Origin of the sequence: Microcoleus sp. S1D4 (assembly GCF_036700765.1) — a bacterium.
Classification (GTDB): Bacteria; Cyanobacteriota; Cyanobacteriia; order Cyanobacteriales; family Microcoleaceae; genus Microcoleus.
The window spans coordinates 74,996-94,426 of the sequence record NZ_JAUBPP010000003.1 but is presented as its reverse complement, the minus strand read 5'-3'; the positions used below and the strand labels follow the sequence as shown (position 1 = coordinate 94,426).

At 46.8% G+C, this 19,431-nt stretch carries 16 protein-coding genes; 5 read left to right on the top strand and 11 right to left on the bottom strand.

Annotated elements, in window-relative coordinates; all coding sequences use genetic code 11:
- Window positions 1-103: 103 nt before the first annotated feature.
- From QT998_RS04415 to QT998_RS04405, 3 genes are all read right to left on the bottom strand, one after another.
- Window positions 104-376 (bottom strand): hypothetical protein, encoded by a 273-nt coding sequence (locus tag QT998_RS04415; RefSeq protein WP_333116318.1) that lies wholly within the window; start codon window positions 374-376, stop codon window positions 104-106.
- Between the two features lie 47 nt (window positions 377-423).
- On the bottom strand, window positions 424-1,029 hold the full coding sequence (locus tag QT998_RS04410) for a DUF3318 domain-containing protein (RefSeq protein ID WP_333116321.1): 606 nt from the start codon (window positions 1,027-1,029) through the stop codon (window positions 424-426).
- A 309-nt stretch (window positions 1,030-1,338) separates the two neighbouring features.
- A complete protein-coding gene (locus QT998_RS04405; protein ID WP_333116322.1) occupies window positions 1,339-2,913 on the bottom strand; it encodes a NupC/NupG family nucleoside CNT transporter in 1,575 nt (524 codons plus the stop codon).
- Window positions 2,914-3,135: 222 nt separating this feature from the next.
- On the opposite strand from QT998_RS04405, the gene QT998_RS04400 reads away from it, so the two are divergent.
- Entirely contained in the window at window positions 3,136-3,423 is a 288-nt protein-coding gene (locus QT998_RS04400) for a hypothetical protein (protein ID WP_333088492.1), read from the top strand.
- 157 nt (window positions 3,424-3,580) lie between these two features.
- Here the strand turns inward: QT998_RS04400 and QT998_RS04395 are convergent, their stop codons facing one another.
- On the bottom strand, window positions 3,581-3,775 hold the full coding sequence (locus QT998_RS04395) for a hypothetical protein (RefSeq protein WP_333088493.1): 195 nt from the start codon (window positions 3,773-3,775) through the stop codon (window positions 3,581-3,583).
- Window positions 3,776-4,235: 460 nt separating this feature from the next.
- On the opposite strand from QT998_RS04395, the gene QT998_RS04390 reads away from it, so the two are divergent.
- On the top strand, window positions 4,236-9,086 hold the full coding sequence (locus QT998_RS04390; protein WP_333116324.1) for a CHAT domain-containing protein: 4,851 nt from the start codon (window positions 4,236-4,238) through the stop codon (window positions 9,084-9,086).
- A gap of 281 nt (window positions 9,087-9,367) precedes the next feature.
- Here the strand turns inward: QT998_RS04390 and QT998_RS04385 are convergent, their stop codons facing one another.
- Both QT998_RS04385 and QT998_RS04380 read right to left on the bottom strand, forming a co-directional pair.
- The gene (locus QT998_RS04385) at window positions 9,368-10,060 is read right to left on the bottom strand and encodes a hypothetical protein (RefSeq protein WP_333116327.1); all 693 of its coding nucleotides are present in this window, start codon (window positions 10,058-10,060) and stop codon (window positions 9,368-9,370) included.
- A 31-nt stretch (window positions 10,061-10,091) separates the two neighbouring features.
- Window positions 10,092-11,474 (bottom strand): GAF domain-containing sensor histidine kinase, encoded by a 1,383-nt coding sequence (locus QT998_RS04380; protein WP_333088498.1) that lies wholly within the window; start codon window positions 11,472-11,474, stop codon window positions 10,092-10,094.
- Between the two features lie 638 nt (window positions 11,475-12,112).
- Here QT998_RS04380 and QT998_RS04375 point away from each other — a divergent pair.
- Window positions 12,113-12,433 (top strand): DUF3155 domain-containing protein, encoded by a 321-nt coding sequence (locus tag QT998_RS04375; protein WP_333088499.1) that lies wholly within the window; start codon window positions 12,113-12,115, stop codon window positions 12,431-12,433.
- A gap of 457 nt (window positions 12,434-12,890) precedes the next feature.
- Here the strand turns inward: QT998_RS04375 and QT998_RS04370 are convergent, their stop codons facing one another.
- From QT998_RS04370 to QT998_RS04360, 3 genes are all read right to left on the bottom strand, one after another.
- A complete protein-coding gene (locus QT998_RS04370) occupies window positions 12,891-13,427 on the bottom strand; it encodes a cofactor assembly of complex C subunit B (RefSeq protein WP_333116330.1) in 537 nt (178 codons plus the stop codon).
- Window positions 13,428-13,745: 318 nt separating this feature from the next.
- A complete protein-coding gene (locus QT998_RS04365; RefSeq protein WP_194011342.1) occupies window positions 13,746-14,138 on the bottom strand; it encodes a PadR family transcriptional regulator in 393 nt (130 codons plus the stop codon).
- 406 nt (window positions 14,139-14,544) lie between these two features.
- Window positions 14,545-14,748 carry a DUF751 family protein gene (locus QT998_RS04360; protein ID WP_194011343.1) on the bottom strand — a complete coding sequence of 68 codons (204 nt, stop codon included), beginning with the start codon at window positions 14,746-14,748 and terminating at the stop codon, window positions 14,545-14,547.
- Between the two features lie 276 nt (window positions 14,749-15,024).
- Between QT998_RS04360 and QT998_RS04355 the strand changes: the two genes are divergently transcribed.
- Window positions 15,025-15,900: a DNA adenine methylase gene (locus QT998_RS04355; RefSeq protein WP_333116332.1), complete on the top strand. Its 876-nt coding sequence runs from the start codon at window positions 15,025-15,027 to the stop codon at window positions 15,898-15,900.
- A gap of 604 nt (window positions 15,901-16,504) precedes the next feature.
- On the opposite strand, the gene QT998_RS04350 is transcribed toward QT998_RS04355, so the two are convergent.
- Window positions 16,505-16,987 (bottom strand): PD-(D/E)XK nuclease superfamily protein, encoded by a 483-nt coding sequence (locus QT998_RS04350; RefSeq protein WP_333088505.1) that lies wholly within the window; start codon window positions 16,985-16,987, stop codon window positions 16,505-16,507.
- 27 nt (window positions 16,988-17,014) lie between these two features.
- On the bottom strand, window positions 17,015-17,950 hold the full coding sequence (locus QT998_RS04345; protein ID WP_333116334.1) for a metallophosphoesterase: 936 nt from the start codon (window positions 17,948-17,950) through the stop codon (window positions 17,015-17,017).
- Window positions 17,951-18,058: 108 nt separating this feature from the next.
- Between QT998_RS04345 and QT998_RS04340 the strand changes: the two genes are divergently transcribed.
- Window positions 18,059-19,105, top strand: coding sequence for a hypothetical protein (locus tag QT998_RS04340; protein WP_333116336.1), 1,047 nt, complete (start codon window positions 18,059-18,061; stop codon window positions 19,103-19,105).
- Window positions 19,106-19,431: the final 326 nt, after the last annotated feature.

The following is a 19,431-nucleotide window of genomic DNA, read 5'->3' as shown; positions in this document are numbered from 1 at the left end:
TACTGCCATTGTTCGGAGGAATGACAATATTCGCACAGACAGTTTGCTCTCTGACGAACTTGATTTTGAATATTTTCAGGGATTTGACGACGAGCGGACATTTCTACACAGTAGGCTGAATCAGACCCAAGAAAAGATTGCGGACAGTCCGATTGACAAAACTGAGGTAATCGTCGATTTCTTCGTAAAGATTGAGTTCTTGTTCTTCCTCATGATTTAGGGGCAAAGTTTGTTGTTTATCCAACAGTTCTTGGATTCGATTTTTAACAGCGGTGGAGGCTTTAAAAATGGGTATGCCTTCCACTAATTCAATTCGGACAGCTCCTTCTATAGGTAGAGTATCGCGCAGGTTTTCCTGTTTTGGCAGGATTAGCATAGTTGTGGATTTTATGGGTTTCCGTCTTGATTATATCAAGGTTTTTTTCAATCTTTCCTCACACTATCCGGCACGCCCACCGCCGAAATACCCGATATCGCCCTTAAATTCTGACACCGAATCAACTCATTAAAATCCAAACTGCGTCCTTCAATTTGCGCCGCAGCTTCAATAGCAGACAGCAAATGTCCGGCGGCCTCGGCTTCGCTGTAACCGCGCCTTAGAGCCACTTTAATCGCCGTCTCGTCAGCCTCTAACTCTACTTGCGAACTGCGGTTGTCGCGCCAAATTCGAGTCATCGCCAGTCCCGTCAAACCACCGGCGATCGCAATTCCGATCGCATCTCGCTGCAACAACTCTACAACAGTCCCGACAATTCCTGCCAGAGCAGCACCTTGATAAATATCCAGCTTAAACCACTTGAAATTGCCCAAAAAACTCACATTTCGCAATAGCAGCAAATCTCGCTGCGGCTGAGATAGCAACCTCCACAAATCAAAATTAATATAAATCGGTCGAGATTGATTCCAAGGCAAAGGAAAATCACAATCAATTACCGTCGATTGTTGAGGCTTATTAATAATTTTACACGTCATGCGACCGGAAGCGGGCATCACATCTAACAGGCGTCGAATTTCAGGTTCGGGATTCATGATTGAAGGAAGAAGGAAGAAGGAAGAAGGAAGAAGGAAGAGGGAAGAAGGAAGAGGGAAGAAGGAAGAGGGAAGAAGGAAGAGGGCATTGGTGGGATAAATTTCGCTTATTACTTAGTCTAGATCCCCCTAAATCCCCCTTAAAAAAAGGGACTTTGACCGCTTCCAGTTCCCGTCTAATAAAAGGGGAACTTTGACCACTTCTTGTCCCCCCCTTAAGAAGGGGGGTTAGGGGGGGATCGGGCCTTAATTACCAGACAGAATACTGGAACTAGGTTTGACGTTAAGTGTCCTTAACTCATACCTTGTTTAAGGCGTTTTCTTCGATTCAGATTTAGGAGATTCTTGAGCTTTTGGAGTTGCTTTTTCACCCTTGGGCGAAGGCTTCGGGCTGGCAACTTCTGGGGCAACGGACGGCTGGGAAGTTACGCTTGGGGATGCCTGCTGTTTTTGGGAGGCGGGGGCAGTTATCGGAGCTGCAGGGGCTGCCTTAGCACCTAAAATGCTCGCGTCTCCGGTGTCAAATAAGCCGGCGATGCAGGCAATCATCATTGTTGCTAAGGTGCCGACAAATAATGCTTTCCAACCGAGTTCGGAAATGTCTTTGCGGCGGGAGGGAATTAGGGCGATCGTACCGCCGACAAATATACCGACGGATGCTAGGTGCGCGAAGCCGGAAAGGGCGTAACTGACAATCAAAACTGTGCGATCGCTAATCAGTCCTTGTTTTGCGGCTTCTGCTAAACTTTGATAAGGTGGAATTGCGGTTTCTAACAGCCGCCGTCCGATGATTACTGATGCTACCCAAGAATCCTCAATGGGAACTCCAGTTAATAAGGTTAGCGGATAAAATAAAACTCCTTGGATATTTTGCAGGGTGACAAAACTAAAGATTGTGCCGATGGGAGCCGGCAACACGGCCAACCAGCCAAAGAATTGATTGATTAAGGAAACTAAGCCCAAGATTAAAATCAAAACAGCGGCGATCGCCACAGCCATTTTTACACCGTCCAATGCACCAATTATCGCTGCATCCAAAGGGCTGACTCGTTCGATGGGTTCTCCGCCCACAGTCTCTTGTTGACGGATTTCGCCGTCCGTTTCAGCAATTTCTTCGCCCACAAACTCGCGGCCTTGAGGCTTCCGATCTTCCTTGGGGATGCCGCCCATTGTCAGCGGTACTCCTGTTTCGGGAACTAAAATTTTGGAGATGACAAAGCAAGCGGGAATGGCGATAATTGAGGCGGAAACTAAATGTCCTAAAATATTGGGAAATACAGGTTTGAGAAAGCTTACGTAAATTGCTAAAGTTGATGAAGCGGCGGTTCCAAAACAGCAGGAGAGGATGGCACAAAGTTCGGAACGAGTCATTTGCGGCAAATAAGGCTTGACGACTATTGCTGCTTCTATTCCTACAAAAATATTAGCAGCGCCGCTGAGGGCTTCTGCGCCGCTCAACCGCATTGTCTTATAAAATATTTTGGCAAAAACTTCGGTGACAATTTGAATTACGCCGATGTTATAAAGTAAAGCCATGAGACCGGAAAAAAAGACGACTGTCGGTAAAGCTCGAAAGGCGAAAATATATCCTAAATTAATTGCCGGCTCTTTACCCGGTACTGGTACAATATTGCTCCCGAATACAAATCTCGCTCCGGTGTCAGCAGCGGTGAATACTCCATCGAGCAAGCCTGTAAACCACTCTAGGGCGATGCGAGTTGGGGGAAACAGGAATACTAAAAATCCTAAGACTAATTGCAGGCCAATGCCCCAGATGATGACGCGCCAAGGTATATAACGAACTTGGCGGTTTTCTGAGAAAATCCAGGCGATCGCGCAGAGCCCAAAAATGCCCAGAAATGAGATAAAGTTGTAAATAGACATGAGTCTAGTCCTTAAAATAGCTGAGAATACCGATCGACGGTTTGCACCACATCAGTTATACTATTCATCGGACGGCAAGTGCCAAAAAAAATAATTAGCAGATAAATTACGCACTCAACAGCGTATTTATGTCGTTGCTTATGTCAGCGCCAGCGGAAGCGGATCTTTAGCAACCGTTGATTTGCCCTAATTACCAGCAGTTTAAATAAAAACACGCAACACATGGAAGCTTTTGCTCCACATCCTCCCGAATGGACTGCGATGGCGGTTCACGCTACTGAGTTTTGCTGTCCCAAGTGCGGTGCTAGCTGCACTGATGCCCGCGAGGTCTGGATTAATCGCCGATCGCCAGTATACAGTGAGTTCCAGCGTCGCAAGTGGCAAGAATTTTATCGCTGTCAGTGCGACGGCGTGTGGTGGGCCTGGAGTAGCGATAGGCCTCCTTCTGAACTTGTGCGTCCCGACGAGAGTTCGGATGAGGGTTCTGATGAGGACGATGATGATTTTTAGAAGGACTTTCGATTGGATTTGAAACAGTCCCGGACTCACGCCCCGGCCAAAAACCCGGTTTCTGCATCAAGCATCTCACATCGCGTCCGATCGATTAAGATCATAAAAACGGATATGTGCGGAGGGCCTCCGCACATATCCAAGCAATTTTTCTCAACTAATTGAGTACGTCGAGTAGGCCATTGACTACGCCTGACATTACTTTTTCAACTAAACTCAATTCATGTTCGCCGATCGACTCATCTAAGAGCATTGACTGAATTCGCTGTCTGTCTTCGCGAGTCAGTTGACCAGAGGCAAAGATCCGTTCAACTACTTGTTCATTTAAAAATGGGAAGGGTTGATTTTGCATTATCTGTCCCTAAAAGCATCAATATTTGGTTTTTAATTTTGCTAGAGGAGGCAGTTATTTTGTGGGTTTTTGCCTTTTCATCCATATCTTTGCTTCAATCTTAGGACTCAGCAGGCTTTTTGTCAAGACACCTGCGACCGATAGATAAATACGAAATATGCTTGGTATTTCTGACATTCTGGCAAAAGATGGTTTTGCAGGGCGATCGACTCAAAGACGCTGATTTGCACCCTGGGAGCAAACCGCCGTGCCCGCAAGCTTTTTAAGTTTATTGGCACTTTAGCGGAACATTACAGCTCAAAAAAAAATCAAAACTACAATAGATTAGAATGGGAATTGGAATGGGGAATGGGGAATGGGGAATGGGGAATGGGGAATGGGGAATTGGGAATGGGGAATTGGGAATTGTCAACCACTAACGACTGATGACTGATGACTGATGACTAATAACTAATAACTGATGACCTATTTTCGCTCTGCTATAATTTTGACATTAGGTTTTTTGCTGCTACCGCTAGCAGCGCGATCGCAACCTGTCATTCCGGCAAATGACGGCACTAATACTATTGTCAACCAGGAGCAAAATCGATTAGAGATTAGAGGCGGCCAACTGTCTGGAAACGGCGCAAACTTGTTTCACAGCTTCAGCCAATTTAATCTCAGCGAAGGTCAAATTGCTAATTTTCTAACTAATCCAAATATTCAAAATATTTTAGGGCGAATTTCCGGTGGCAATGTTTCCATCATTAACGGCCTGATTTCAGTAAGCGGGGGAAACTCGAATTTATTCTTAATGAATCCGGCGGGAATTGTTTTCGGTCAAAATGCGAGATTGAACGTGCCGGGGTCTTTTTTCGCCACAACTTCTACGAATATCGGTTTCGGCGATCGCTGGTTTAATGCGGCCGGAATTAATGATTATAAATCTTTACAGGGAAACCCCACTCAATTTAATTTTAATAACTCACAATCTGGAATAATTGTCAATGCTGGAAACTTAGCAGTTGGTAGCGGTCAAAATTTAACTTTGTTGGGCGGTACTGCGATTAATACCGGGCAATTGTCCGCCCCGGCCGGTCAAATTACGGTGGCTGCTGTTGCGGGAAGCAATGCAGTCCGCATCAGTCAGACTGGTAATTTATTGAGTTTAGAAATTACTCCGTCTTTGCAGTCAGACAAATCGGCGATCGCCCCAGTTACTTTACCTGTGTTGCTGACTGGCCCGGGCGTAGAGTCAGCCACAGGTTTAACGACTAACGAACAAGGTCAATTAATCCTGACTGGGGGCCAAACAGTGCCGGTAAATGCCGGAAGCGCGATCGTATCGGGTGCTGTAAATGTCTTTGCACCTTCTGGGGCGAGAGGCGGCACAGTCAATATTTTAGGGTCAAAAGTCGGACTGTTCGGCGCAAATATCAATGCTTCCGGGACAGATGGCGGAGGAGTCGTGCGCGTCGGTGGCGGTTTCCGGGGGACGGAACCAGTGCCAAATTCCCTGGTAACTTATGTTAGTCCTGATTCTACGATCGCAGCAGACGCGATCGACCGCGGCAACGGCGGTACTGCGACAATTTGGTCAGACAATACAACTCGCTTCTTCGGCAATATTACGGCTCGCGGCGGCACAGCAGCAGGAAACGGCGGCAGAGTGGAAGTTTCCGGTAAAAATGCTTTAGTTTTCCAAGGAGAGGTCGATACCCGCGCGCCTAACGGGGCGATCGGCAATTTGTGGCTCGATCCGGCAAATATTTCGATCGTCAGCGGTAACGGCGAAAACAGCCCTTCATCCTCTGCTGGCGGGGAACTCCAATCCACAGAATCACCCACTGAAACATCGATCTCAGAAGTGCAGTTAGAACAGATGGCGGCCGGCAGCAATGTAGTTGTAGAAACCCCCGGCTACATTACCCTGCAAAACTTGCCCGACAACAAACTCGCACTGCAAGCGCAAACCGGAGACAGCGTAACATTTACATCAGGCGGAGTGTTTTTTGTCAATGACCCCAAGGATTTAATCGAGACTCAAGGTGGCAACATTAACATTTTTGCCAGCAGCATTTCTCTGGGCGGAGTCAACGCTAACGGTGGCAATATCGCTCTGACTGCTAACGGCATTGACTTCAGGGGCGGCAGCAATTCCGTCAGCAGTGCGGGGGGGACAATTAGCTTGCAGCCCAGCGACGGCCGAGGGATTCGGGTGGGCGGCACTGGCGATATTTTAGGGGTTTTGGACTTGACAGGAGGGGATCTGGGTGCTTTGGCAGCGGGTTTCGGCTCGATCGCGATCGGGCGCGCCAACAGCAGCTCGATCGCGATCGTCGCACCAATTACCTTCAAAAGCCCGTTGACACTTCAAGGTAGTTCGATCGCGATCGACCATCCCCTCAGAACAACCGGCAGCGCTAGCTTGACACTCGACGCGCCTCAAACGGAGATCGGTGCCAACATCGCCGCACCGGGCGCAGATATCGCTTTTACCGGCAACCTTTCCCTGAATGCTGATGCCACTTTGGGCGATCGAACTACCGGCAGCATTTTGTTCTCCGGCAGCCTAGACGGAGCTCGCGCCCTCAGACTTGACGCAGGGCGAGTCCGGTTCGGCGCGACAGTGGGTCAAACTGCACCGCTGGCGAGTTTGACTGTAAACGGTGGCATTACCGAGATATTTGGGGCGATCGCCACATCTGGCGACATCACTTTCAAAAGTCCCGTCACAGTCGATCGCCGCAGCACAATTTCGGCCAGTACCGGCAACATCACTTTTGCCAGTAGCCTCGACAGCATCCAAGGCCGGGCAAATAATTTGACGCTGCGCGCTGGCGGCAACATTACCTTTACCGGCGCAGTTGGTCAAAGTCAGAGGTTGGGCGTGCTCTCGGCTGATGCTGCTAGCGTGACGGCTACTTCCCAAATTGCAGCCCGCATTTTGAGCGTGAACGCGCGAGATTTTGCTACTATCAGGGGGGACAGCACGGCCGCTTTGGGAGCCGATATCAAGGCCGGAAATGTACTGTTAGAGGGTAATTTAAGGACGGATGGCGGCAGCGCTAACTTGCAAGCTTTGGATGAGGTTCGGACTGGCAATATTACCTCCAACGGCGGAAGCATTCGGGTTGAGGGAAATACTGTTGCAGCAGGGGCGATCGACTCTTCGTCAGCAACGGGAACAGGTGGCGCGATCGCCCTCAAAAGCAATGCCGGCTCTTTAACTGCGGGAGGTTTGAACTCTTCGGGGGCGATCGGCGGCAATATTGCCCTTACCTCGCAAGCCGGCATTTCTACTCTCGATCTCAACTCCAGCGGCACTCAGGGAAACGGCGGCGCAGTCTCCCTGAGCGCGATCGGTAACATTCAGTTGGGTTTTATCAATGCTAGAGGCGGCAGCGTTGATGTGACAACCCTCGGTTTGTTTCGCTCGAACAATGTTTTTCAGGATATATCCGGCAATCTTGCCAGTATTTCTACTGCAGGAGGTACAGGAGGCGGGGCGATCGCAATTCGGCACGGAGGCGGTAGTGATCGACCGTTTGTAGTTGGCGGGGCGATCGACAACGGAACTCAGGGAACCATTAATGCTGGCGCGGAAAACGCCATTTTGCCCAGTTTTTCCTTTGGGCAAACTTACACCCAAGGAAGTTTACAAAACCAGATTTCCCTAATTACACCGGGCGCGCGCCCTACTCCTCCACCAATCCCCGAACCAATCCCCGAACCAATCCCCGAACCAATTCCCGAACCAATTCCCGAACCAATTCCCGAACCAATTCCCGAACCAATTCCCGAACCAATTCCCGAACCTGCGCTGTCACTTCCTGCATCTTTGCAAGTACAATTGCGATCGCCAAATCAAAACAGAAATTCCCCAACTAGCCCGGAGCTTTTGATTCCTTCTCGCAGCTTCGATACCGCAGTTTCCGGTATTTTAGCCTTTGAGCAAACCTTCACTCGCGAATACGAAAAATATCTAAATTTGCCCGCCAGAAAGCCGATTATAAATATGTCGGTAATTTACGAAACCCTTCGCAAAAACGAACAAATTACCGGGGTAAAATCTGCAATCATTTATATGAATTGGGTCAGGGAATCAAAAGCAGCAGCCAAAGAAAATGATTCGGTGCTGGTGGCAAGTCGAGATTTATCTAATCTCTTGCCTGTCAGAAAAAACCTCATCCCGCCGCCTCCCAAAATGTTAGAAGATGGGTTGATGGAGAAGTTGCCAACAGCAGGCACAGAAGTTTCCGATGTTCCTACCGGCGAGCATTTAGAATTAGTGTTAGTCACAGCTAACGCTCAACCGATGCGCGTTTTAGTTTCGGCGACAACGCGCTGGCAGGTACTGCAATTAGCGGACGCTTTGCAAACCGAAATCACTAATCCTAGAAGAAGAAATAGTATCAGTTATTTGGATGCAGCTCAAAAACTTTATCGGTGGTTAATTGCGCCATTTGCAGGAGAATTGGCAGCTTTAAAAATTAATAATTTAATTGTAATTCCGGCAGCGGGTTTGCGAAGCGTGCCGTTTGCTGCTCTTCACGATGGTAAACAATTTTTAGTTGAGCAATACAGCTTTAGCGTGATGCCGAGTCTGAGTTTGACTGATATCCGCTACGACAATATTGCTGACGATGAAGTTTTGGCGATGGGGGCGTCGGTATTTAAGGATAAAGCGCCATTACCGGCGGTACCGGTGGAGTTAGAGTCGATCGCCCCGCCGACGCGCGGAAAATCATTTTTGAATCAAGATTTTACTCTCGCGAATTTGCAAGCTCAACGGGCAAATCAACCTTTTGGAATTATTCACTTAGCAACTCACAGCGAATTCCAGCCAGGGGAACCGAAAAATTCTTACATTCAGTTGTGGGATACTAAATTGCGCCTCGATCAAATGCGGCAGTTGCGGTGGAATTCTCCCCCGGTGCACCTGTTAGTTTTAAGCGCGTGCAGTACCGCTTTGGGCGACGAAGAGGCGGAGTTGGGGTTTGCGGGTTTGGCGGTAGCTAGCGGTGCGCGATCGGCTTTGGCGAGTTTGTGGGAAGTCAGCGATGAGGGGACTTTGGGACTAATGACGGAGTTTTACCGGCTGTTGCGGACTCCCAGAAGCGGTGGTAATTTGATGATTAAAGCCGAGGCTTTGCGGTGGGCGCAATTGCAGATGTTGCGGGGGCGGGTGCGGATTCAAGACGGGATGCTGCGAGTTGAAGGGCTTTCTGAGGCGATCGTTTTGCCTCCTGAAATTGCGGCCAGGGGCGATCGAATGCTTTCCCATCCTTATTATTGGGCTGCTTTTACAATGATTGGCAATCCTTGGTAATTGGTAATTGGCCCGCGCAGGGCATTGGCCCGCGCAGGGCATTGGTCATTGGCCCGCGCAGGGCATTGGGAATTTTCCCTAATGACTGTTGACTGATAACTGTTGACTGTTGACTGTTGACTGTTAACATCATTTATGAGTGCAACCGGAATTGATATAACCAATAACTAACAACTAACAACTAACAACTGAGGGCGGGCACGCACCATCCACCGCCCCTACCAACTAACAAATAACAACTAACAAATAACAAATAACAAATAACAACTAACTCTTCTTCCTTAATTTTTTTCGCTCTGCTGGAAATGCCGCCCAACTTCCTGATGACATACGTGCCAAAAATACAAAGCCAAATTCAGAAGAGCTAATAACTTAGTGCCATCTTCTAACATCGCGTGCAATCCTGTACTTGGAGAGTTTATAATATCCTCAAGCCGCGAGATAGCAAACAAGAATAATGCTGCGACTAATGGCAAGTAAGGAGTAGTTTTGATGTACCGCCAAAAATTATATATGTAAAGAAGAACACCGCTCGCATAACATAAATAAATTATTTTTTTAGATATTCCCAGCCGAGTAAGAATCAAAGTCATGCGAAACCTGTCATCCACATACAAGACTCCCAGCAGTAAAGCACTAAAAAATAAGAAGATGGCCGATCGACTGCGGGGATCTTTTTGGCGCAGCAATCCAAAAGTAAATGCACAAATTGCCACACAACTGCACCCTAGGACTTCGGAAACTCCGGTGAGAATGCCTTCGTAAGGGAACCAGAAATTAAAAGGATCGCTAAACAGGCGTTCAACTCCGTCTCCCTTCTTGTTTAGTTTTGCGTAGACGCTTAGCCAGCCCAAAATCAGGACAGTCAGAATGTTGAAAGCAGCTAAAAACGGTACAGTAAAAAAGTGTGTTTTGAAAATTTCTAAAGAATTTGAAAAATTGGGAATTTTATCTAATAAAGACCGACGCTTCATAAAAACTCTCTCCAAACAATAGGCTTAGTTACTACTGATTGAGCGGCAGCCAAAGTACAAATGTAGTGCCGCGATCTGTTGGATATAAATGAGTTTCTGCTGGTGGCAGCCATTCGGGATTTACTGGAGAAAATACTTCGATTTCTCCTTGCATTTGGCGGACTAAATCGCGGGCGATCGCCAAACCCAATCCAGTGCCGGGAATTTCTGTCTGCGCTTTTTCTCCCCGGTAGTGCCGCTCAAATAAATGTTCTAAATCTTGGGGTGGAATCCCGGCACCTGTGTCGCTGACTGCCACTGCGACGGCAGGTAATGGGCGGTGTGTTGCCCGATCGCCATTCGCTTCCTTGTGCCTTACTTTAATATAAATTTGGCAGCCGGCAGAGCTATATTTCAAAGCATTGTCAATTAAATTGCTCAAAACTTCGCGCAAAGCTCGATCGTTCGCCGAAACTGGCGGCAAATCTGCCGGAATGTCGGCTACCAATGACAGACGCCTTTCAGATGCGATCGCCCGGGCGGAAATTAACAGCGGTTGTAGTACCAATCCCACAAAACAGGATTCTTCCAAATTGGCTGCTGGTGAAAGCGACAGAGAAGAATGCGACATTAATTCTAAATTGGACACTGCTTTTTCTGAAGTGCCAAATGGGAGTCTGAGATTTGCTTCGCCTGTGTCAAGGGTGCGATCGAACTCGGCGAGCAAGTCTTGCAGCCGATCGCTCTCTCGGACAATACTAAAAGCCACATTGCGATTTCTGTCTTCCGGTACCAGCCTGCGCGCCAACAGCTTACCAAAAGTTCGCAACGCTGTCAGCGGACTTTTGAACTGGTGCAGCAAATTGTGCATCGTATCGTACACCTGAGTCTGGATTTGCCTCGCCGAGCCCAATTCCTGCTGCATCCACTGGGATCGCTGGTCTAAAATACAAGCCAGGGTTAAGGTGCGAGCAATTTGCTGCATTTGAGCCTCCTCTCGATCGTTCCAAGGCCTGTCTTGCCTGCCGCACACCAGGAGTCCCATTACAACTCCCTCGTGTACCATAGGCGTCACAATTTGCCGGCGTTGCTGCCACACATTCTCCGGGCCTTGACACTGATCGTTCCGCCGCTGATTATCCGGGCTCTGCTCGGGCGCGATCGCCCCCACCGTTGATTCTTCCACAGGAAAAGCTGGCGCAGCCAGCCGCGGCACTGGTTTGACTGTCGAGTTTTCGGAAGATTGCAGCCTCAGCCCCAGATTTTCTTCCGATTCGGCTGATGTTTCTGGGTAAACCGCGATCTCTACCAACTTTGCTGCGCTTCCGGGTACGAGCTCTTGTGTCAGGTATACCGCGCTGAATGTCGCTCCCAAACTGACGGCTATCGCCACCTGCGATCGGCAAAGCTGGACAAATTCGGAACTGGCTGGCATTAACATGAGCGCCACATTAAGATATCTAACGGAATTCTAAGTCAATTACAACTGGGCCGCTGCTGATTACAGATGAGAAACTTCTAAATTTGTGGTGTCTCCGCTTTGATGGAAGGCGGATAGGTTCAAAGCATTCGGCTTTCACAAACAAAAGTTGCTTAAAAGTAAAGTCCCGCCTGCATACTTTCCACAGATTTCCCAGCTTGGCTGCTGCCGGAACTTGCGGCCTACATTACCACAACTGGTGCATTTTGTCGATCGGCACGAATGTTAAGATTGTGTCGATATATTAAAAACAGTTGATTTTTTGAGCTAGAAGGGATATACTGGCCTCGGATTTGGTAGCTATGATTACCTAAAAAATCGATCTCAAACCCCGTCCGATCGGGACGGCTTTGATGATTGAATCATATATTGTTGATTCGCCAGATGTAAAAATCCGGTCTCAACTCTAGCATCCAAAAAATCTCAAATAGGTTGGGGCATCAACCTGGGGCTCGGCAAGATCGGACAAGCCGTGCTTGAGGAAAGCTGTTAGAATCCAGAATCCCCATTTTTTTTAGGGATGGGGAGTATGTCAAAACCTGTCTGTTCATACTGTCTGCTCATACTGTCTGCTTACAGAGGAGGTAAAGAAATTGGCCAGGAGACGCAAACGCAAGAGTCGCCGCCGACAAGAAGGACGCAGAATTTTAGAGTGCGTGCCTCAATATAGCATCGAGAGCGGCGAAGATAAACCCGTAACAGCGGCTCGCAAGTTCATCCATGCTGAAGGCATTGCTCCCCCTGCATTGCTGTTAGTCAAGCGTAACGAGCATACCACCGACAGATACTTCTGGGCTGAAAAAGGTTTATTCGGAGCCCAATACGTAGAAGAGAACCATTTCTTGTTTCCCAGTTTAAAGGTAATGCTGGAAACAGCCGCAGAAAAAATTTCTGTGGTGTCCGCCCGCGCATAGGTCAAAATGTTGAGTTCAAAACATTGACAGCAATGTTTGTCTAGCTCTTTTAACAAAAGTGCGAGAGTTCTCATTGTCTGGAGAGTGCTGGCTGAAATTTACGCGAAAAGTCCTTAAGAATAAAGAACAAGGGTATAAGGCTCCATCGCAACAGGATACTCGCCTGCAACGGGCGATCGCCACAGCGCGCACTCTCAGGATAATGGTTTTTTTGACACTGCTCACGGATACAAGCCCCGCAGAGCTGTCGCGGCTTCAAATTTTAGACGAAAATTCAAATTCCCTGATTCATCTTGAGGATAAATCGAAAATCTCAAATCTCGACTCTAAAATCGACTGAGTGTTCTGTCGATCGAGCTTTCGGACTCTTTGAGAGAGCCGCAAACATTCATCGGTTGGTCGGCTAGAACTTTAAGCACGGCATCTAGCATATCAAAAAACGTTCCACACCAAAATTTTAATATTCCAGCGGTTTTAAATCTAAAGCTTTTTCCATAGCTGCTAGTTCATCGCGGTGAGCTCTGACAGTAACCAGGCTCTTAGTTTGGCTTCCCGACTCAGCAACAGATTCGAGTTTAAGGAAAACTTGCTCCGAGCGTCCAGCTTTTTTCCAGTAAAATATTCCCGCCAGCGGTGACAGCAGTACCAAAGCTAGGAAAATTTGACCTTGCTGGGGAAGTAGCATTCCCAAAAGCAAGCCCAAGGACAGAGTGCCGCCTGCACTCAGCAAAGTGAGAAAAATAGCTAAAAACCAACTAGGCCGCACAAAACCTTCAAAAGTGACTTTATAGTTTGGGGCATCGACGGCTGCAACTCGGTAAGCTCTAGAAGCAAAATACTCTTGTAGCTGGGTTAAAAGTGACTCTTGGGGGCGAGGCGAAGCAAACTTGATTTGTTCGATTCTTTCTTTGACTGAGGCCTTGATGAAGAAAAACAAGCCTACAGTCATCAGCAGGGCGATCGTAAACGTTGAAGAAAGAACAGTAGTATCCATCGGTAGAAGTTTGTGTAATTGAAATTATCTACTACTACTTTACATAACTTTACAGACAAAAGCGATCGAGGACTTACGCAGACACTTGCTTACCAAAATTACCAACAAGCTTTGTAGCAAGGTTTTTTTCTCCCCATCACCAAATTCTTATATCTCCCCACGCTTTCTAATTTTCAAGTGACAATGCGTAAGTCCTGACGTAGTGTAGCTGCTCTAATTCCTGTGCGGCAATGCTTGCAAAGCGAAGACAAGGAAGGCAGTTCGCTTTGCTAGTAGCGCCAGCATTTCAAGGGTTTAGGCATCCGATTTCAACAGCGGCTAACCCGTGTGACCAGTTTCTAGGGCGCGGGGGCGACGGCCAGACGCGCCGTTTCCCTGACCGATATACTCGTGCCACAGGCGAGCTAGGTCTTGAGCTTGATGCCGCCACTCGGGGAGGATTTGATACATCCGGCGGGGGCGGCCGCGTCCTTCTACTTTTTTCCAGTAACCGGTGATGACGGCTTCATCTTCGAGGAATTTGAGAGCGCTGTAGAGGACGGTATCGGAAAGTCGGTAGATGGGGAATTCCCGCTCTAGTTGTCCGATGAGTTCTGTACCGTAGGAATCCGATCGCAATAACACCGAGAGAATGTAGCACACTGCTAGTTCCTTGTTTAGATAAACAGGAGGGGGGTCTTGAAAAAATTGATAGATATGTTCAAATTTCATCTGTCTTGTCCGCTAGAAACTCTCGCGATACCGTCAGGTTGACGGGAGAGGAAAGCGGGGCGGGGTGTGCCGCTTCCTAAGAACTAAGTGGGAATCGGGGAAACAGAGGTGCAGTATTTCCCCAGTTGTGTTGATGGCTCGAAAGAGTTGTGCTGCACTTAGGTAATGTTTGCTTGCGCCAAGGTTGAGGAGCGCTCACATAACTAGGGTAACTTTCTTTCTCTTATAATCTATCGCAGCGGCTATTGCCGGCGCGGGCGATCGCACATCAGAATTGTGTTGGCTTTAGTGATTAGTGTTTCCGCTCAAACTCAGCAGCAGAAACTTCCCTAAACTCTCTACCTGCCTTTCCAAGCGGGCCACAGTTTGTCAGAGCAAGCCGGCTTTTTCGGGCCGAAACTTGCTTTTAAACCGGGCTCAGACCTAACATGGCGCGCAGGGTAAAAGTTAGAAAGACAAAAGTCGCTACAATCGAAGTAACCAGGACGATGGCTGTTGCCGGTCGATCGAGTAGAGGTTTGAGTCGCTCGAACAGGAAAAAGAAGATTCCGAGACAGACAGTAATCAAAAAACGGGGGTACCTAGAGACGTTATTAATGAAATCTTGCATGAGCGCAGATGGGGTAATTTGTTACAGCTCGATCGTTGACTGGTAACACTTGTGAGCGAGTTAGATAATTTTGGCACAGCCGGAGCTAAATCGGCTCCTCGGGCGATCGGGCGTTTTTGCCCGCGAGGCTGATATATATAATTCTAACGAATATTTTCGATCGGTCGATCGGGCACTGTCTGTTTAATCCCACCATACCTCCCGTGACAAATGAGAGAAGTATGTATATTTAGTTGTAGTTGTGATAAATATTATAGGGCTGTTATTTCTAAGTAAATGTCTGCTGCCGCACCTTCTTTCGTCTTGCCGCGTCCTTTTCTGAAATGGGCTGGAGGCAAAACTAGGTTGATCGGACAATATCAACCTTATTTTCCTGAAAAGTTCACCACTTACTACGAGCCTTTTTTGGGCGGCGGAGCCGTCTTTTTTTACTTAGCACAACAGAACCCTTCTTTGCAAGCTGTGTTAACAGACATTAATCCTGAGTTGATTAATGCTTATCGCTGTGTCAGGGATAAAGTCGAGGAACTGATTGAGCTTTTGTTAGAGCACGCCTCTGAACATAGCAAAGACAATCAAGCCTATTATTACTCGGTGCGATCGCGCTCCTACAATACAGCTACAGAAAAAGCAGCACGGCTGATTTACCTCAATAAAACTTGTTACAACGGCCTCTACAGAGAAAACTCCAAAGGTCAATTTAATGTTCCGATGGGCAGATACAAAAATCCTAACATTTGTCAAGCCGATTTATTGCGAGCGGTCTCCTCTTTACTCGCGCCCGCTCAAATTGAAGTAAGAAAATTCGATGAAATTTTGGAGTTTGCTACAAGCAGTAAAGACTTTGTTTATTTTGACCCACCTTACTATCCGATTAGTGCCACAAGTAACTTCACCGCTTACAGCCGAGATAATTTCAAAGAATCGGAACAGATTAAATTAAGAGATGTTTTTGTAGAACTTGCCCAACGCCGCGTGAAAGTTATGCTGTCTAATTCTAACTGCGATTTTATCGCTCAAATCTACAGCGACAGTCAAGCTTTCAGAAAAAATCATCTCCCCAAACAAATTGAAATATCAGCATCTAGGGGAATTAATTCTAATAGCTACAAACGCGGTCTAGTCAAGGAATTATTAATAAGTTCAATTTAAATAAACACTCTTTGCAAAGCCTCTACTTAAACATATTTGGTACGGCAGCCCGTGACTTCAGAAACCGGGTCGATCGCCCCCATGTGTAAGCCCTGAAACAGTGGTTTCAGAAATACGGCTTCTTCGTGGATTTCAAGCTACTCAACGGAAAACTCGTAGAACAAGGGTCAAAAAATTGGCTAAAAAAAGGAACTATTACCTATTGATTTATCTAGACTTCTGTGGTATATTTTAGATAATGGAAGTGGTAACTTAAATTTTATTTTTGCCACCACTCCCATTATTAGATTATACATCCAAAAAACCTGACAGTCAAGGGTTTAACTCGAAAAAAAAAGGCGATTTTTTTCAATTTAATAAAATTAAAATATTTGAATCCTGCGTTACCGCAAATCATAGCAGTTTCTGCAAAAAATGCAACTGTACTGTAGCGAAGGGAAAAAGGGCGATCGCGATCGGTAACGAATAAATCTTGATGTAATATCAAATCCTCTCTTCATCGGAATAATAAATTCACTGTTGACTGTTAACCGTTGACTGTTGAGTGTTGACTGTTAACAGTTAACATCACCAGGAGTGCAACCGGAATTGGTATAATGTGTGATTACAAATGTTTGTTTGCCCAGGTAATAAAACCTTCGAGCTTGTAAACCCCCAAAAGATTTTGATTGTCGGGAATTTGTTTTTTAAACCAGTCGATCGAACCTTGCCTCATCCCGTTGCCGCCCACGATCACAATAGTCGGAACCCGATAGCAAGTTTTAATATTTAAATTGAGGTAGGGATACTTTTCATCAACAGATCCTTTATCTTCTTGCCACTTGCACTCAACAATTAGACCGAGAGGAAACGAAGCAGAACTAACAATATAAAAATCGACATTTATTTCTGTTTCATAAATGCTAGACCCGATATAAACTTGTTTAGCATATCGCTTGTGATTTTGCGTTGAGAGCAAGAGCCAATCTAACTTGCGCTTTTTTGGCAACTCAGGACATATTTCGAGATATCCGTGACCTCTCAAGGTACCTTCTACAGTTGCTTCTAAAACAAAACCAGTTTTATTGGCTCTACAACCCCTATTCATTTTGTTGGCTCCTGAATATAATGTGAATTAAGCAGATCGCACTTCAATCACCCCTCTATCAAAAACCCGCTTGTCAGTACCGATAGAACTGACAAACATCCGGTCTTCATAGATATCAAACGTCGCAAAACTAAGCCGACTAGCCGAAAACTCCGTCCACTCAGAACGCCCCACCGGACGAGTGCCCCCGCCCGCCCCGCAAGTCAAATAAGTCGTACCGTTAATCGATCGGGTGCGTTCGTAGCTGTGCTCGTGTCCGTTGATATAAAGCTGCACGCCGTACTTTTTAAACAAAGGCGTCAAAGTCTTAATAAAAGGTTGATTCACTCCGTAGATACCAGAGGAATAAATCTGGTGGTGGCCGAACACAACTTTCCACGGTGCGATGCTCTGACTCAACTCTTTCTCCAGCCAAATAAGCTGATTTTTCCAATCCGCATTACGATTGGTATCTAATGCAAAAAACTGTACCGGATCGCGCCGAAAAGTATAGTAGCGGCCTTGCATATTAAAACCCGCATATTTAACTTGCGGGTCGCCGTTAGCAGTGCGGATGTCGTGATTTCCCAGACAAGCATAAAATTTTACGCCTTGCTGCAATAATGGCTGATAAGGCTTCTCGAAAACAGCATTAATTTGTTCAATTTCGCCGTTATTGTAGATATTGTCGCCGGCGAGAACAGCAATGTTAAAAGGATTTTCCCGGTGATATTGGGTCATCGCCTCAGCCACAGCATACTGACCTTGGGCCCCGGTACCGGTGTCGGCAACCGAAATAAAGCGTAAAATAGGCGGTGAGGCTGGCAATGGGACGATCGCCCTTTGGCCCTCAACATTAGAAGGTACAGCAGCATTCGCGTCTGTCCCCCAGGAAGTCCGAAGCTGAAGCATTTTCCAGACTCCGGTAAAACCTAAGCTGCTGAGACTGGCTAAAAATAGAAAGTGACGGCGTTTAAGGCTCATGATGATTCAGTTAGAACTAATAAAATGATAAATTAAGGCCCAGAAGGCTCAACTAAAATTTATCTTTAGATATATTAGATATATTTGCAACGCTCCAAGGCAAAGAAAATGTCAGAAGAACAACTAAACCAACCAACTCCAGAAGCGTCTCAATCTCCGAAAGTGGAGGTTGGCGAGGCGGCTGCAAAGTCTGCCGCCACACCCAGCCAAGCTCAAAATGCCAGCAGCGCTGTTCCCAAAAATCAGAAAATCAAAGCTTTGATTTTCTCAATTCGGAATTTGGGGAAAAAAGGGAAAAATGTAGCAGCAGAACCCCCGTTGCAGCCCCAAAGGCCGATCGCGCCCACCGCTTCTGACTCAGCAACAGTAACTCCTCCGGCTGTTGCTGCAGAAGTTAAAGCGGAAGTTAACAGCGTTCCCCCGCCAAAAGTTGCGGTAAAATCCGATCGTAAAAAGTCTGTATCAAAACCCGCAGGCGACAGTTTTTTAGAGAAAGTCGTTGTACTTTGGCAAAGTATTGTGCGGTTAGTGCGCGAGCTGCTGCCGCCTTTTGTCAGCGCCAAGGTGTCAGATCCAATTTTAAACGCTTCCTTAGCAGCAATTCTCATAGTTGCAGTCGGTTTAACCTTCAACAGTTTCTCAGCAAAACCGCCGGAACAACTAGCAAAAGCGCCTATTGCAGCACCGCCGCAGTCGCCGCCTACCTTTGGCGATTTTTTGCCGTCGGGCACAGCGAAATCACCAGAGGCCGCAAATTCTCAGCCAACATCCGCTAAATTAAAAAGCAAATCGCCCGATTTAGTAGCACCAGACAAACCGCAATCGATAGAAATTATCCCGCCACCACTAACGCCGGAACAGTCTTTGATTGCTGCAATTCAAACTCAAGTTGCTGACATTACCGATCGACTTGGCGGCGGTTTAGTTAGGTCTGTTCAAGCTGATTTCTCCATCGGCCTTTTGACAGTGAATGTCGCTGAAGATTGGTACAATCTCAGCACAACAGAGCAAAATCAGCTAGCAAGTAAAATGTGGAAAGAAGCTAATGCACTCGATTTCAGCAAGTTACAAATTGCCAATTCCGAAGGTAAATTAATCGCTAGAAGTCCAATTGTTGGTTCGGAAATGATTATTTTAGAAAGAGGCATTAATTAGATTTTTAACTTTTTGTATCTGTAAACCGTCCGACCATTTTTAAATTCTAGGACGCAGAATCAAATTATGTAAGGTGTGCAATGCACACCTTACCGCTGTTAATCTTTTTAAGAAATCGCATTTTCTTGGAAGTGATATCAATTCCATTAGGATCGGAATTATTCATTTCTCTCTGACCTCTCTGTGTTCTCTGTGTTCTAGTAAGGTTAAATCATTCCGATGCAACCGGAAACGATAGGAGACAATTGGTAGGGGAAAACTTTTGAGCGCACTGATAGCAAAAAGGTGCGCCTCGCGCACCCTATACCACAAAATATGAACTGTCA

What these genes read in the sequence shown, in the direction of transcription:
- QT998_RS04345 (WP_333116334.1), bottom strand. Translation starts at nt 17,950, where the DNA reads ATGAGCCTTAAACGCCGTCACTTTCTATTTTTAGCCAGTCTCAGCAGC.
- QT998_RS04415 (WP_333116318.1), bottom strand. Translation starts at nt 376, where the DNA reads ATGCTAATCCTGCCAAAACAGGAAAACCTGCGCGATACTCTACCTATA.
- QT998_RS04410 (WP_333116321.1), bottom strand. Translation starts at nt 1,029, where the DNA reads ATGAATCCCGAACCTGAAATTCGACGCCTGTTAGATGTGATGCCCGCT.
- QT998_RS04355 (WP_333116332.1), top strand. Translation starts at nt 15,025, where the DNA reads ATGTCTGCTGCCGCACCTTCTTTCGTCTTGCCGCGTCCTTTTCTGAAA.
- QT998_RS04390 (WP_333116324.1), top strand. Translation starts at nt 4,236, where the DNA reads ATGACCTATTTTCGCTCTGCTATAATTTTGACATTAGGTTTTTTGCTG.
- QT998_RS04350 (WP_333088505.1), bottom strand. Translation starts at nt 16,987, where the DNA reads ATGAATAGGGGTTGTAGAGCCAATAAAACTGGTTTTGTTTTAGAAGCA.
- QT998_RS04395 (WP_333088493.1), bottom strand. Translation starts at nt 3,775, where the DNA reads ATGCAAAATCAACCCTTCCCATTTTTAAATGAACAAGTAGTTGAACGG.
- QT998_RS04385 (WP_333116327.1), bottom strand. Translation starts at nt 10,060, where the DNA reads ATGAAGCGTCGGTCTTTATTAGATAAAATTCCCAATTTTTCAAATTCT.
- QT998_RS04380 (WP_333088498.1), bottom strand. Translation starts at nt 11,474, where the DNA reads ATGCCAGCCAGTTCCGAATTTGTCCAGCTTTGCCGATCGCAGGTGGCG.
- QT998_RS04340 (WP_333116336.1), top strand. Translation starts at nt 18,059, where the DNA reads ATGTCAGAAGAACAACTAAACCAACCAACTCCAGAAGCGTCTCAATCT.
- QT998_RS04405 (WP_333116322.1), bottom strand. Translation starts at nt 2,913, where the DNA reads ATGTCTATTTACAACTTTATCTCATTTCTGGGCATTTTTGGGCTCTGC.
- QT998_RS04365 (WP_194011342.1), bottom strand. Translation starts at nt 14,138, where the DNA reads ATGAAATTTGAACATATCTATCAATTTTTTCAAGACCCCCCTCCTGTT.
- QT998_RS04360 (WP_194011343.1), bottom strand. Translation starts at nt 14,748, where the DNA reads ATGCAAGATTTCATTAATAACGTCTCTAGGTACCCCCGTTTTTTGATT.
- QT998_RS04370 (WP_333116330.1), bottom strand. Translation starts at nt 13,427, where the DNA reads ATGGATACTACTGTTCTTTCTTCAACGTTTACGATCGCCCTGCTGATG.
- QT998_RS04400 (WP_333088492.1), top strand. Translation starts at nt 3,136, where the DNA reads ATGGAAGCTTTTGCTCCACATCCTCCCGAATGGACTGCGATGGCGGTT.